Source organism: Aeromonas ichthyocola, assembly GCF_046087985.1.
Taxonomy (GTDB): Bacteria; Pseudomonadota; Gammaproteobacteria; order Enterobacterales; family Aeromonadaceae; genus Aeromonas; species Aeromonas rivipollensis.
This window is the reverse complement of the sequence record NZ_JBJSWH010000001.1, coordinates 131,801-146,101: the sequence shown is the minus strand read 5'-3', so window position 1 is coordinate 146,101 and position 14,301 is coordinate 131,801. Positions and strand designations below refer to the sequence as shown.

Sequence of the window (14,301 nt, the reverse complement as noted above, 5' to 3'; positions counted from 1 at the left end):
GGGCTCCCGCAGGGAGATCTTACAGCTTGTAATCTACGCCAGCGTAGACGGTGCGACCTTCCAGGATGAAGTCGGCGTCGGTGGCCACCTCATCACGCTTGGTGTTGGTGAGGTTGGTGATGCCGAGCTTGAAGTCCAGCGCCGGGGTGACAGTCCAGTTGGTGTTGACGTCCAGGGTCTGGTAGTGCTTGGAGGTGAACGCCTGGGAGTTGCGGGCCGGGACCTTGATCACCTGGCTGCCGACATATTGCCAGGCCAGGTTGGCGCTGACGAACTCGCTCGCCTGCCAGTCCAGACCGAGGTTGCCGGTGTGATCCGGGGTCTTGGCCAGATCATCCCCTGTGCTCCTGTCCACTGAGTCCAGCAGGGTGAAGTTGCCGGTCAGCGTCACGTTGTCCAGCACGTCGACCCAGCCGGTCAGCTCCAGACCCTTGATGCGGGCCTCCTTGACGTTGAGGTAGGTCATCACGGTCGGACGGTAGCCCGGGCCCCACTGATCGCTCTGGATCAGATCCTCGATCTCGTTGTGGAAGCCGGTCACCCCGGCGCCGAAGCGCGCGGCCTCGTAGGCGGTGCCCAGCTCATAGCTGACGGCGGTTTCCGGCTTCAGATCCGGGTTGCCGATGACCTGGCAGGCGCCGCGGCAGGCGGTGGTGGAGAAGCCTTCGCTGGACTGGGCCAGGGTCGGGGCCTTGAACGCCTTGCCGGCGCCCCCCTTGATCACCCACTCGTCGGTCAGGGTGTAGAGGGCATAGGCGCGCGGGCTGAACTCGGTGCCATAGGTCTCGTGGTGATCCAGACGACCGGAGAGGGTCAGGGCCAGATCGCCGAAGCCGAACTCGTCTTGCAGGTAGACGGCGCTCTGGGTCGCATCCACGCTGCCATTGGCGATGTTGCGGCTGTGTTCCAGCTCTGTCTTGCGCAGCTCGGCGCCTGAGGTGAGCAGGTGATCACCCAGGTAACCGCTGACCTGACCGTCCACAGTGTTGTTGGTCTGGGTGACATCGGCGGCGCCGCCATTGAGCTGGGAGTCATCCATCAGATCGATCTGCTCGAAGTAGTAACGAGCCCGGCTGTCGAAGTGCTCCCAACGGCCGTTGTGGGTCAGCCCCAGGCTCAGGCGATCCAGGTTCTGCACGTTGTGGGGGGTGGCCGGTGCGGTCGGGGCGCGGGGCACGTTGTTGAAGTAGCTGTCCATGTCGTTCTGGTTGTAACCCAGATCGAAGTCGATGTCCTGGTTGTCCGCTACCAGCCACTTCAGGCTGGTCAGCACGTTGACCACTTCACGCTTCTCCAGGGCATCGGCGTCCGGGTTGTTGGACTGATCGCTCTTCCAGTTGTCGCGCTGATAGCCTTCCACCACCACGCTGCCCAGCAGCTTGTTGTCGATGAGGGCGCCGGAAACGTAGGCGCTGGCCTGGTTGGCATCGCCGCCATCACCCTCGGTGGGCATGCTGTGGGTGTAACCGACGGCAGCCTCTGTCTTCTCCCTGGCCTGGCGCAGGATCACGTTGACTACGCCGCCCAGGGCATCAGCCCCGTACAGGGAGGAGACGGGGCCACGGATCACCTCGATGCGCTCGATGGCGGCCATGGGGATGGAGCTCAAGTCGAAGTCGTTGCCGTAGGCGCTGCCCAGGGTCTCGCGGGCGTTGACCCGTTTGCCGTTGATCAGCAGCAGGGTGTAGTCACCCCCCATGCCACGGATCTTGATCTCGTTGCGGCCGGTGGGGTTGGTGGAGACTATGTTGACCCCCGGCACGTGCTTGAGGGCATCGCCGATGTTGTTGACGTTCATCTTGTCCAGATCGGCACGGGTCACCACCGAGACGCTGGCCGGGGCGGACAGCTCGGTGTGCTTGGTCTGGGTGGCGGTGACCACCATGGTCTCGTTGGCCTTGACCGACTCTGCCTGGGCCAGGCCAGGTACGGCCAGCAGGCCGAGGGAGAGCAAAATCGGGTTCAAACGAAATACGCCATGCTGCAACTGCATTGTCAAAACTCCATGAATAAACAGAGGTTATGGGGTAGGGCGCTGTGGGCCCAAATGCTCACTGACTTCCTTGTCTGGCCGTACCAGACGCGGGGTTATTGTTATTCCTTGTCTGCGCCAGTCCCTTGAGCAGGAGCCAGACGCCACCGCAGGCCAGCAGGCCGCAGCCGATATTGATCCAGGCCAGGGTGGGCAAAGCCGTGCAGGGCACCCGTGCTGTCCGAGACCAGAGATACCTGGCCGAGAGCAGGCTGCCGAGACCGGCCGCCACATTGGTGACCGTGCCCTGAAAAGACATGAAGGCGGCGCGCTGATGGGGGCCGGAATGGAGGCCGTGATGGCGAGGGTGGTGCTGGCGCGGGCCGAGCTCAGGGCCATGAAGAGGGTAAACAACAGGTAGACGGGCAGGCCGACTGGCATGGCGAAGCCGAGCAGGGTGACCAGGGCCAGCAACAGGCTGGTGAGCAGTATGGCGCCCTGGGCACGCCCCTGGTCTATCCAGCCGCCGCACAGGCGCATGGTGGCCATGCTGGTGAGGCCACCGCACAGATAGAGGGCGGCGATCTGCTCCCGTGGGAAACCTAGGTTGAACTGGAAGTAGTTGGCAAAGTGCGGGATCAGCAGGAAGTGGCCGAACATCTGCAGACAGAGGATGCACAGGGCCCCCTGACAGAGCGGCGAGCCCAGCAGCTGGCGCAGCCCCTGGCCCTGCGGGGCTCGGGTCACCGGCAGTGAGGGCAGCAGGCGGGCGCAGAGCAGGGCCAGCAGCAGGCCGCTCGCACCAAACAGCAGGAAGGGGCTCTGCCAGCCGAGCCACTGGGCCAGCACCAGGGCGACGGGCACGATCAGGATGGCGGCCAGCGAGAATGCCATCCCCACGTAGGCGAGGCGACGCCCGCGATCGCTTGGGGGCACCAGATCCAGCACGGCGGCCATCAGGATGGCGGCAAGGGGCCCGGCCACACAGCCGGACAGGATGAAGAGCAGCAGCAGTTGCTGACTGTCTTGCACCAGGGCGCAGGCCATCAGCAGCAGAAAACGCAGGGTGAGCAGCACCAGCAGGGCGGGTTTGCGGTTGACCCGATCGAGCCAGGGGGCGGCCAGGAGTCCCATCAGGGCGGCTCCCAGGGTGGCGCCGCCACTGAAGTAACCGGTCTGCTCAGGGGCCATGCCGAGGCTTGTCACCAGATCCGGCCCGAGGGGCATCACCATCATCATGCTGCCCATGGAGAGCATGTTGATCAGCAGGGCCAGATGGATGGCAGCAGGGGAGGAGACGACAGGTTCTGGCTTCATCAGAGGCTGACTCGAAAAAATGAGTCCGAATTGTATCCGAGGGATATTGTTGTGACAACAAATGATAACCATTTTTATTTGTATTGAGTGGTCTCTCAATGAGTCTTTTCTTTGGGCTCGAAAACGAGCCGGATAAGGACCTTCATGACTCCGTCATGGGCCCGGCAGTTTTGCCCCTTGCCATTGCAATCGGGGCGCCATGGCCCATGATGGCAAGGAGTGATGAGAGAGACGCCATGAGAGACGGCAAAAGGGACGGCAAAAGGGACGGCAAGAGGGGGACGAGGATGAGAGCTTGGTGTTGGGTGCTCGGGTGCTGCGTGCTTTGGGCCTTGCCCCTGCGGGCCGAGGTGAAGGTCATACCTGTGTTTGAGGCAGAAGGGATGGTGCAGACCCTCAAGGAGCTATACCCCGAGCTTGGGGTCAGTGCCATGGGCAACCAGCTGGTGCTGAGCGGTACGCCCGCCCAGTTGCAGGAGGCCGAGAGGGTGCTGGATCAGCTCAACCAGCCGCCCCAGAGCCTGCTTATCGAGTGGCGGGTGGCGGGGGCGTCCAGCAGCCGGCAGGCGGGGATAGGCATCGGCAATGACAACGCCAAGCGGCAGTGGCTGCTGGAGGGTGGGGCCGAGGATTACCAGCGCACCCAGCAGGACAACTGGCAGGTGCGCGGCCTCTCGGGGCGGCCCGTGCTGCTGCAGATGGGCTCCTATCAGCCGGTCACCTTCTATCGCTGGCAGGGGGGTCGGGTGGTGGGCATGATGCCGCTGATAAGCGGCCTCTACGCCACCGCCACCCTGATAGGTGACAGGGTACAGATAGCCCTCAGCAGCGAGCAGGCCAGGCTTGAGCGGGGTGACATCAAGACTGGGCAGAGCGCCACCGAGGTGAGCGGCGCCCCGGGGCAGTGGCTGACGGTGGGGGAGCTATCCACCAGTCAGGGGGGTCAGGGGGCCGCGCTGTCCAATCCGTCACGGGTCGGGGTGGCGAGCGGCAGTGAACGCCAGACCCTGCAGATCCGGGTCACTCGCCAATGAGGCGGCCGACGGTGCCCGTTAATGGGGTTGATCCCGGGTGTAATCCCGCAGCTGGCGGCTCTTGAGCAGATACCAGAGCGCCCAGAGGCTGGCGACCAGCACCAGGGCGGTGGGCCAGCTGAACGACCATTTCTGCAGATTGAGGCTGTGCAACTGCATCAACAGACCGCTCGCGGTGGAGCAGAGCAGCAGGCCCCGGCTGTGGCGTCTGAGCCAGGCGCGCAGGCTGTTAGTCTGCTGATAGGTGCCGCCAAAGGCGAGCAGCGCCAGCATGGCGGGCACGTCCGTCAGCAGGCTGATGTAGAGGCTCATCTTGTCCGGGTAGAAGAGGGTCAGGATGGCGCTGCCGCTCTCCCGGGTGACGCCGGCCATCAGAAACAGCCAGACCGAGCGGGTCAGCAAGAGGGCGATGGGCCAGAACCAGAGCGGCGGCCGCAGTTGGCCATGATCGTCATATCGATGTTCGGGGTAGAGGGTCATAAGGCCCGTTCCGGGGTTGAACTATAGATGCAGGGGATATGGGGCGGGGGGCGGCCCTTTGCAAGGCGGGGGAATTAATCGGGGGGCCAGTGCCCCCCAATCTCTGCTTGGCTTGTCTGATGCCGGATGGCGTTACAGCCAGCCCTTGCGCTTGAAGAAGAGGCCGGTGCCGAGCGACGACATCACCATCAGCACCAGGGACATCTGATAGCCGTATTCCCAGGCGAGCTCCGGCATGCGGCCGAAGTTCATGCCATAGATGCTGGCGATCAGGGTGGGGGGCAGGAAGATCACCGCAGCCACCGAGAAGATCTTGATCACCTTGTTCTGCTCCAGATTGGTCACCCCCATGGAGGCCTCCAGCTGGAAGTTGATCTTGTCAAACAGGAACTGGGTGTGGGGCAAGAGGGACTCCACGTCGTGCAGCATCTCGTCGATCCACTTGTTCTGCTCCCCTGTCATGCGCTGGCGCAGGCTGCGTTTGAGGAAGCGCAGGGCTCGGCGGGTATCGTGCAGGGAGAGACGGATCTGGCCGTTGGCCTCTTCCTGGGCCATCAGCTCCTTGAGCATGGAGTTGATCTGATCCGGCTCGAAGATCTGATCGGCGGTGTTCTCCAGGGTCTTGTAGCCATCCTCGATGAGATCCGAGAGGTACTCCACCTTGAGGTTCTGCACCTCCAGCAGGATGTCGAGGGCGTTCTCCACCTCCAGCCTGTCCTGGCGCATGTAGTGGCGCAGCAGGCGCACCAGGCCGATGTCATCCTCGCGAATGCTGATCAGCAGGTTGTTGCGCAGGGTAAAGGAGACGTGGACACCCTTGGTGTCGCGGCCGATCCGCTGGGGGAACAGGGAGTGGATGTGCAGACCATCTGTGTCCCAGTAGAAACGGGCGGAGGCCTCGATGTCGTCCAGCTCTTCCTTGTCGGGCACCTCTTCCAGGAAGAGGCCCGTCAACCATTCTCGCTCCGCCGTGCCCGGCTTGTAGGCATCCAGCCAGACGGTGTTGTCGGGGACTATGTCGTCCGGTCCGAGCGTGACTATGTCCAGCACCTTGTTATTGAGAATGTAGGCGGTGATCATCTGTCCCCCCTTAAGAAGTCGTGGGTAATCAGGGATGGTTGCACAGGTTCATGCGGCCCTAGATCGCACAGAAAGCGATCCCATGAAATAGCATAACGAGGCCGATGGACAACCTGAATGCGGCGAACTATACAGGGGCGGGCCCCGCTTGTCAGGGGCTATTCATCGGGGGTTCAGCCTGTTTGCTCAAAAAAACGGCGAGGTCGGAGCAGCTGCCGGCATCCCGTTACCGCTTTAAAGAATGCGCTGCCTCGCCTCCCCGGGACTGGGCATCTTTGGCGCTTTCAGACTCAGGTCTGGACCACACCGGTCACATATTGGGGTAGTTGGGCCCCGAGCCTCCCTGAGGCGGGGTCCAGACGATGTTCTGGGCTTGAGCATCCTTGATGTCACAGGCCCGTTTGCCCATCTCACATATTGGGATAGTTCGGCCCCGTGCCTCCCTAAGGAGGTGTCCAGACGATGTTCTGGGGCTGAGCATCCTTGATGTCAGGCCCCAGCCCGAACCGCGCCGGTCACATATTGGGATAGTTGGGGCCGGATCCTCCCTGGGGTGGCGTCCAGACGATATTCTGGCTGGGATCCTTGATGTCGCAGGTCTTGCAGTGAATGCAGTTGGCCGCGTTGATCTGCAGGCGAGGCTGGCCCTCCGCTTCCGGGATCTCGGCCTCAATGATCTCAAAGACGCCAGCCGGGCAGTAGCGCTGGGCGGGCTCCGCCCAGGTGGGCAGGTTGACCGCCACCGGGATGCGCTCGTCCTGGAGCCTCAGGTGGCAGGGCTGATCCTCGTCGTGGCTGGTGTTGGCCAGATACACCGAAGAGAGCTTGTCGAAGCTGAGTCGCCCGTCCGGCTTGGGGTAGTCGATGGGCTGGCAGCGGCTGGCCAGGCGCAGTTGGCGGTAGTCCGGCTCCTTGTCCAGCAGGGTAAAAGGAGAGGCGCGGGCAAACAGCCGTTGCTCCAGCCAGTTGAAGGCGCCGCCGAGCCAGGGGCCGAAACGGTGCAGGGCGGCGCCGAAGTTGCGGGCAGCGATCAACTCCCTGGCCAGCCAGCTCTGTTGCAGCGCATCGCCATACTCGGCGAGATCCCGCCCGCCCTCATCGCCGCCGCGCAGGCTCATGGCGACAGTGCCGGCCGCCAGCATGCCGGATTTCATGGCGGTGTGAATGCCCTTGATGCGGGAGAAATCCAGGGTGCCCGCATCGCAGCCGATGAGCAGGCCGCCGGGGAAATGCATACGGGGCAATGAGTGCCAGCCCCCCTTGGTGATGGCCCGGGCGCCGTAGCTGATGCGCTCCCCCCCCTGCAAGGTCTGCGCGATGAGAGGGTGGTGCTTGAGGCGCTGGAACTCGTCGAAGGGGCTGAGCCAGGGATTCTGGTAGTTGAGATCGACGATGAGGCCGACCGCCACCTGGTTGTCCGCCAGGTGATAGAGATAAAAGCCCCCCTGACTCTTGCTGCCCCGCTGCTCCCCGAGCGGCCAGCCGCTGCCGTGCAGCACGCGGCCCGGTTTGCCTGACCGGCGGGCACCTGCCACAGCTCCTTGAAGCCGATGGCGTAATGCTGTGGCTGGGCTGGGGCTGTTTTCCAGATGGAAGTCGGCGATCAGCTGCTTGCCGAGATGGCCGCGGGCCCCTTCGGCAAACAGGGTGTAGCGGCCGAGCAGCGCCATGCCGGGCACGTGATCCGCTTTCGGATTGCCTGCACGTCGAGCCCCAGATCGCCGGTGATCACACCCTTGACCCGGCCCGCTTCCATGATGAGTTCGCTCGCCGCGAAGCCGGGGTAGATCTCGACCCCGAGCGCCTCGGCCTCCCGGGCGAGCCAGCGGCAGAGGTTGCCGAGGCTGATGATGTGGCAGCCGTCGTTGTGCATGCGCGGCGGCACCGTCCAGTTGGGCAATTGCAGGGCGCGCGACGCGCTTTGCAGCAGATGGACCTGATCATCCGTGACCGGTACGCCGAGGGGTGCCTCTTGCCAGCGCGCCGGCAGCAGCTCCTTGAGGGCGACGGGATCGAGCAGGGCGCCGGAGAGCAGATGGGCGCCCACTTCCGCCCCCTTCTCCAGCAGGCAGACCGAGAGAGCCGGGGCCTGCTGCTTCAATGCGATTGCGGCACTGAGGCCAGCCGGGCCGCCACCGACGATGACGACATCAAATTCCATTGCTTCGCGTTCCATCTTGCCTCTGCGCTCGACTTGGCCTAGGGTAGTGCTGGTAGTTTACGTAAACGTAAACCATTTTGTCAGCATAAAAGTGTGAGAGTGCAAAAATGGATTCACTCAACCGATACGAGGGATGACCGCCATGAAGCTGCTGGTCGCTGTCAAACGGGTCGTTGATTTCAACGTCAAGATCCGGGTCAAGAGCGATGGCTCCGATGTGGAGCTCGCCAATGTGAAGATGGGCATCAACCCGTTTTGTGAGATCGCGGTGGAGGAGGGGGTGAGGCTGCGCGAAGCCGGGGTGGCCACCGAGCTGGTGGTGGTGACCCTGGGCCCCGAGGTGGCGGCCGAACAGCTGCGCCATGCCCTGGCGCTGGGGGCGGATCGGGCCCTCACTATGTCACCGACGAGACCCTGACCCCGCTCACCGTGGCCCGCGCCCTGCAAAAGGTGTGCGAGCGGGAGCAGCCCAGCCTGGTGCTGCTCGGCAAGCAGTCCATCGACTCTGACAACAACCAGGTCGGCCAGATGCTCTCGGCCCTCTGCGACTGGCCGCTCGCCACCTTCGCCTCTGCCATCAAGCTGGTGGAGGGGGAGCTGCAGGTGACCCGCGAGATAGACGGTGGTCTCGAGACCCTCGGCATGGGGCTGCCCGCCGTGGTGACTGTGGACCTGCGCCTGAACGAACCCCGCTTCGCCTCGCTTCCCAACATCATGAAGGCCAAGCGCAAGCCGATTGAGAGCGCTCCCTTTGCGGCCCTTGGGGTTGAGCCCGCCGGTCAGACCCGGCTGCTCGGGGTGATGGCGCCTGCCCCCCGGCGCGCCGGCATCAGAGTGGGCTCGGTGGACGAGCTGCTGGACAGGCTCAAGAACGAAGCCAAGGTGATCCCATGAGCGCATGGCGGGTCACGGCCTATCTCGCGGGCCGGCTGGCTGCCGCCAGCGGGCGCGTTGGCGAACAGGCAGGAACAACAACGGACGACATCAAGGTGCTGCCATGAGCGTACTCATTATTGCCGAACATCATCAGGGCCAGCTGGCGGACAGCGCCGCCCGTCTGGTCACGGCGGCGACCCGGCTCGACGCCGAGGTCCACTTGCTGCTGCTGGGCCAGGGGCTGGCGGAGGCGGGGGAGCAGGCGGCCTCCTTGCAGGGAGTCACCCGGGTGCTGCTGGCCGAGCACCCCATGCTGGCGGAGGGGCTCAATGACGGTATCGATCGGCTGCTGGCCCCCGTGGTGCGGGATTATCAGCACTGCCTGATGGCGGCGAGCAGCCACGGCAAGGATCTGCTGCCACGGGTGGCGGCCAGGCTGGGGGTGGAGATGATCTCCGAGGTGACGGGCATAGAGGGGCCGGATACCTTCCTGCGCCCCCTTTATGCGGGCAACGCCATTGCCCGGGTGGCGAGCACGGCGCCCGTCAAGGTGCTCAGCATACGGGCATCGGCCTTCCCTTGCGCCGAGAGCGGGGGGGCTGAGGCCAGGGTCGAGCACCTCCCCGTCCCCGAGCTGGGCTGCCGGACCCGGCTCATCGAGCGGCGCGCGGTGCGATCCGCACGGCCTGAGCTCGGCGCGGCGCGGGTGGTGGTCTCAGGCGGGCGGGCGCTCGGATCGAAAGAGCAGTTTGCCCTGATTGACGCCCTGGCCGACAAGCTGGGGGCCGCGGTCGGTGCCTCGCGGGCCGCGGTGGATGCGGGTTTTGTCGCCAACGATCTGCAGGTGGGCCAGACCGGCAAGATAGTGGCCCCCGAGCTCTACATAGCTATCGGCATCTCGGGGGCCATCCAGCACCTGGCGGGGATGAAGGAGTCCAAGGTGATAGTCGCCATCAACAAGGACCCGGAAGCCCCCATCTTCCAGGTGGCGGACTATGGCCTGGTGGGGGATCTCTTCACCCTGCTGCCGGAGCTCACCGCCAAGCTGTAAATTTGCCAAAAAGGGGCACAGGAAGCCGTCTGTGCTGTCTCGCCCCCGTTTCCATGCATGTTCTCTGCAAGCCCTGGCCCGTTCAGGGCTTTTTCCATGGTGTCGGCGTCGGCCATGGGGGCAAAAGGTTGCGCCAGATCCCAAAAAGCCTTTGCCCCCACGGGGGCCTGTCGTGTAAAAACATTCAAGTCATCGATCACTCTCATCCATTCACGGAAAGCGTCATGAGCAAACAGATTTACAACTTCTGCGCCGGCCCCGCCATGTTGCCGGTTGAAGTCATGGAGCGCGCCCAGCGCGAATTTTGTAATTTCCAGGGGCTGGGAGCCTCGGTCATGGAGCTCTCCCATCGCGGCAAGCCCTATATGGCAGTCGCCGAGAAGGCCGAAGCCGATCTGCGCGACTTGCTGGCGGTGCCGGACAACTACAAGGTGTTGTTCATGCACGGCGGCGGTCGCGGCCAGTTCTCTGCCGTGCCCATGAACCTGCTCGGCGGCGCCAATAAAAAGGCCGATTACCTGCTGACCGGCGTCTGGGCCCAGAGCGCCGTGGATGAGGCCCAGAAATACGGGGACATCCAGACCTTCAAGGGGGTGGCGAAGAACGAGCAGGGGATAAGCCACCTGCTGCCGACCCCGGCGTTTCGCGCCGATGCGGCCTATGTGCACTACTGCCCGAACGAAACCATAGATGGCATAGAGATGTTCGACATCCCGGCCACCGGCGATGTGCCCCTGGTGGCGGATCTCTCCTCCACCATCCTCTCCCGTCCCATCGATGTGAGCCGCTTCGGTATCCTCTACGCCGGTGCCCAGAAGAACATAGGCCCGTCCGGTCTGGCCATCGCCATAGTGCGGGACGACCTGCTGAACCAGGCGAGAGCCGACGTGCCCTCGATCTTTGACTACCAGCTCACCGCCAAGAACGACTCCATGTTCAACACTCCCCCCACCTACGCCTGGTATCTGGCCGGCCTGGTGTTCGAGTGGCTCAAAGAACAGGGCGGGCTGGAGGCGATGGAGGCGCGCAACAAGGCGAAGGCCGATTTCCTCTACGGCTACCTCGACGACTCCAGCTTCTACGGCAACAAGGTGGACGTGGCCTGCCGCTCCCGCATGAACGTGCCCTTCCAGCTGAAAAACGAGGCCCTGGACAAGCAGTTCCTGGCCGAGTCGGAAGCGGCCGGTCTGCTGGCGCTCAAGGGGCACCGCATCGTCGGCGGCATGCGTGCCAGCCTCTACAACGCCATGCCGCTGGAAGGGGTCAAGGTGCTGGTCGGCTTTATGGATGGCTTTGCCAAGCGCCACGGCTGAGCCGCCGCTCACGCGCTGGCTGCGACGCCGTGATCAAGGCTCATGTGCTGCGCGGAACCTCATTGATGGGTATCAACTCCGGTTCCTGTGCTGCGCTTTACCTTGCTGACGACCTCTCGCGACAGGGCGTGAACAGCTGCCAGGGTATTGCCGTTGATGCAAGGCGCCGGGGACTCCCCGGCGTCTGTTTTTCCAGAAGATCCTGACCGCCAGCCCGGCTGCCCCGGTTTTGTGCCACAGACGGTCTTGCCGCGCGGGGCGCGTGCTGTTAACGTCCGGTCAGGTGATTTACTTGAGATTGTACAGGAAGTCTATGAATTCGTTGCGTTTGGAACCCATTTCTAGCGTGGCCGGGGTGGTCAATATGCCTGGCTCCAAAAGTGTCTCTAACCGAGCCCTGCTGCTGGCAGCCCTGGCACGGGGCACTACCCGGCTGACCAACCTGCTCGACAGCGATGACATCCGCCACATGCTGGCGGCGCTGACCCAGCTCGGGGTCAAGTACAAGCTCTCCGCCGACAAGACAGAGTGCATCGTGCATGGCCTGGGTCGCAGCTTTGCGGTATCGGCACCGGTCAACCTCTTCCTCGGCAACGCCGGCACCGCCATGCGTCCGCTCTGTGCCGCGCTCTGTCTGGGCTCCGGTGAGTACATGCTGGGGGGCGAGCCGCGCATGGAAGAGCGTCCCATCGGTCATCTGGTGGATGCCCTGCGCGAAGCGGGTGCCCATATCCAGTACCTGAAAAAAGATGGCTATCCGCCCCTGGTGGTGGATGCCAAGGGTCTGTGGGGCGGCGACGTGCACATCGACGGCTCCGTCTCCAGCCAGTTCCTGACGGCGTTTTTGATGGCGGCCCCCATGGCGGCCGGCGACACCCGCATCCACATCAAGGGGGAGCTGGTCTCCAAGCCCTACATCGACATCACGCTGCACATCATGAAGCAGTTCGGGGTGGTCATCGAGCACGATGACTACAAGGTGTTCTACATCAAGGGCAACCAGACCTATGTCAGCCCCGGTGACTTCCTGGTGGAAGGGGATGCCTCCAGCGCCTCCTACTTCCTCGCGGCGGGCGCCATCAAGGGCAAGGTGCGGGTCACCGGCATCGGCAAGCACAGCATCCAGGGGGACATCCACTTCGCCGACGTGCTGGAGAAGATGGGCGCCCGCATCACCTGGGGCGACGACTTCATCGAGGCCGAGCAGGCCCCCCTGCACGGCGTCGACATGGACATGAACCACATCCCGGATGCGGCCATGACCATAGCTGTCGCGGCGCTGTTTGCGAAGGGGCCCACCGCCATTCGCAACATCTACAACTGGCGGGTGAAGGAGACGGATCGCCTGCACGCCATGGCGACCGAGCTGCGCAAGCTGGGCGTGGAAGTGGAGGAGGGGCACGACTTCATCGCCGTCACCCCGCCGGAGCAGCTCAAGCACGCCGAGATCGATACCTACAACGATCACCGCATCGCCATGTGCTTCTCCCTGGTGGCGCTGTCCGATACCGCGGTCACCATCAATGATCCGGGTTGTACCTCCAAGACCTTCCCGGACTACTTCACCAAGCTGGCCAGCATCAGCCAGGCTTAAGTCCGTCGGGCCCGCCTTGTGCGGGCCCGTTCGTTTCTGCCTCCCGTCTTCTCCTCCGGTTTGCCAACGCCCTTAGCAGTATTATTCAAACTTGCAAGGTGCGCCGATAAAATTCCTTGTAGAAGAATGTAATTTTCTATTTACACCGTCCCGGTCGCGGGCTAGATTGAAGTTTCTTCATCGCAGTCATTTAGCAGGAAACTTGGTCATGCAGCATCAAACCGACGACGTTCGTATCAGTGAAATCAAAGAGTTATTGCCCCCGGTTGCGGTGCTTGAGAAGTTTCCGGCGACCGAGACCGCATCAAATACCGTGTTTGAATCCCGCCAGGCCATCCATCAGATCCTGGCCGGTGAAGATCAGCGCCTGCTGGTGGTGATAGGCCCCTGCTCCATCCACGATCCCGTGGCCGCGCTGGAATACGGCAAGCGCCTCAAGACCCTGCGCGACGAGCTCAAGGGCCAGCTGGAAATCGTGATGCGGGTCTATTTCGAGAAGCCGCGCACCACAGTGGGCTGGAAGGGGCTGATCAACGACCCCTACCTCGACAACAGCTGCCAGATCAACGACGGCCTGCGCCTGGGTCGCAAGCTGCTGCTGGATCTCAACGACATGGGGCTGCCGACCGCCTCCGAGTTCCTCGACATGATCACCCCGCAATACGTGGCGGATCTGATGAGCTGGGGTGCCATCGGGGCCCGTACCACCGAATCCCAGGTGCACCGCGAGCTGGCCTCGGGTCTCTCCTGCCCGGTGGGCTTCAAGAACGGCACCGACGGCACCATCAAGGTGGCCATCGATGCCATCGGCGCCGCCAGCGCCCCGCACCACTTCCTGTCGGTGACCAAGTACGGTCACTCCGCCATCGTCTCGACCGCCGGCAACCCGGATTGTCACATCATATTGCGCGGTGGCCGCGAGCCGAACTACAGCGCCGCCCACGTGGATGAGGTGGTGAAGGGGCTGGACAAGGCCGGTCTGCCCCAGAAGGTGATGATCGACTTCAGCCACGCCAACAGCAGCAAGCAGTTCAAGAACCAGATGCTGGTGGCCGAGGACGTGGCAGGTCAGCTGCGCGCCGGCAGCAAGGCGGTGTTCGGCGTCATGGTGGAGAGCCACCTGGTGGAAGGCCGTCAGGATCTGGTGGAAGGGTGCGAGCTCACCTTCGGTCAGAGCATCACGGATGCCTGCATCGGCTGGGCCGATACCGAGGTGCTGCTGCGCAATCTGGCCGATGCCGTCGCCACCCGCAACGCACTCTGAGGCCGGGGGGATGCCCCGCTCACGGCAATAAAAAAGCGCGACCCCAGGGTCGCGCTTTTTGTTGGCTCAAAGAGGGGCTTACTTGGCCCGCTCCTGGAGGCCGGGGGGATGCCCCGCTCACGGCAATAAAAAAGCGCGACCCCAGGGTCGCGCTTTTTG

8 protein-coding genes and 4 pseudogenes are annotated in these 14,301 nt (G+C 63.5%); 6 read left to right on the top strand and 6 right to left on the bottom strand.

Annotated elements, in window-relative coordinates; genetic code table 11:
- Positions 1 to 19: 19 nt before the first annotated feature.
- Positions 20 to 1,993 (bottom strand): siderophore amonabactin TonB-dependent receptor, encoded by a 1,974-nt coding sequence (locus tag ACF2JD_RS00675; RefSeq protein ID WP_290028486.1) that lies wholly within the window; start codon positions 1,991 to 1,993, stop codon positions 20 to 22.
- 58 nt (positions 1,994 to 2,051) lie between these two features.
- Positions 2,052 to 3,289: pseudogene (locus ACF2JD_RS00670) on the bottom strand (siderophore amonabactin export MFS transporter).
- A 287-nt stretch (positions 3,290 to 3,576) separates the two neighbouring features.
- Here ACF2JD_RS00670 and ACF2JD_RS00665 point away from each other — a divergent pair.
- Positions 3,577 to 4,323, top strand: a complete 747-nt coding sequence (locus ACF2JD_RS00665; RefSeq protein WP_440986540.1) for a hypothetical protein — start codon at positions 3,577 to 3,579, stop codon at positions 4,321 to 4,323.
- An 18-nt stretch (positions 4,324 to 4,341) separates the two neighbouring features.
- Here the strand turns inward: ACF2JD_RS00665 and ACF2JD_RS00660 are convergent, their stop codons facing one another.
- The 4 genes and pseudogenes from ACF2JD_RS00660 to ACF2JD_RS00645 all read right to left on the bottom strand — a co-directional run bounded on the left by ACF2JD_RS00660 (position 4,342) and on the right by ACF2JD_RS00645 (position 8,059).
- Positions 4,342 to 4,803, bottom strand: a complete 462-nt coding sequence (locus tag ACF2JD_RS00660; protein ID WP_106887046.1) for a DUF2919 domain-containing protein — start codon at positions 4,801 to 4,803, stop codon at positions 4,342 to 4,344.
- 132 nt (positions 4,804 to 4,935) lie between these two features.
- Entirely contained in the window at positions 4,936 to 5,883 is a 948-nt protein-coding gene (gene corA, locus ACF2JD_RS00655; protein WP_440986539.1) for a magnesium/cobalt transporter CorA, read from the bottom strand.
- 310 nt (positions 5,884 to 6,193) lie between these two features.
- Positions 6,194 to 6,283: pseudogene (locus ACF2JD_RS00650) on the bottom strand (4Fe-4S dicluster domain-containing protein); the annotation flags it as partial.
- 115 nt (positions 6,284 to 6,398) lie between these two features.
- Positions 6,399 to 8,059: pseudogene (locus tag ACF2JD_RS00645) on the bottom strand (electron transfer flavoprotein-ubiquinone oxidoreductase).
- Positions 8,060 to 8,186: 127 nt separating this feature from the next.
- On the opposite strand from ACF2JD_RS00645, the pseudogene ACF2JD_RS00640 reads away from it, so the two are divergent.
- From ACF2JD_RS00640 to aroG, 5 genes and pseudogenes are all read left to right on the top strand, one after another.
- Positions 8,187 to 8,938 (top strand): annotated as a pseudogene (locus tag ACF2JD_RS00640) (electron transfer flavoprotein subunit beta/FixA family protein).
- 103 nt (positions 8,939 to 9,041) lie between these two features.
- A complete protein-coding gene (locus tag ACF2JD_RS00635) occupies positions 9,042 to 9,971 on the top strand; it encodes an electron transfer flavoprotein subunit alpha/FixB family protein (protein WP_408857139.1) in 930 nt (309 codons plus the stop codon).
- A 224-nt stretch (positions 9,972 to 10,195) separates the two neighbouring features.
- Positions 10,196 to 11,284, top strand: a complete 1,089-nt coding sequence (gene serC, locus ACF2JD_RS00630; protein ID WP_440986538.1) for a 3-phosphoserine/phosphohydroxythreonine transaminase — start codon at positions 10,196 to 10,198, stop codon at positions 11,282 to 11,284.
- A gap of 313 nt (positions 11,285 to 11,597) precedes the next feature.
- The gene (gene aroA, locus ACF2JD_RS00625; RefSeq protein WP_440986537.1) at positions 11,598 to 12,878 is read left to right on the top strand and encodes a 3-phosphoshikimate 1-carboxyvinyltransferase; all 1,281 of its coding nucleotides are present in this window, start codon (positions 11,598 to 11,600) and stop codon (positions 12,876 to 12,878) included.
- Between the two features lie 208 nt (positions 12,879 to 13,086).
- On the top strand, positions 13,087 to 14,142 hold the full coding sequence (aroG, locus tag ACF2JD_RS00620; protein WP_106887042.1) for a 3-deoxy-7-phosphoheptulonate synthase AroG: 1,056 nt from the start codon (positions 13,087 to 13,089) through the stop codon (positions 14,140 to 14,142).
- The last annotated feature ends 159 nt before the right edge of the window (positions 14,143 to 14,301 follow it).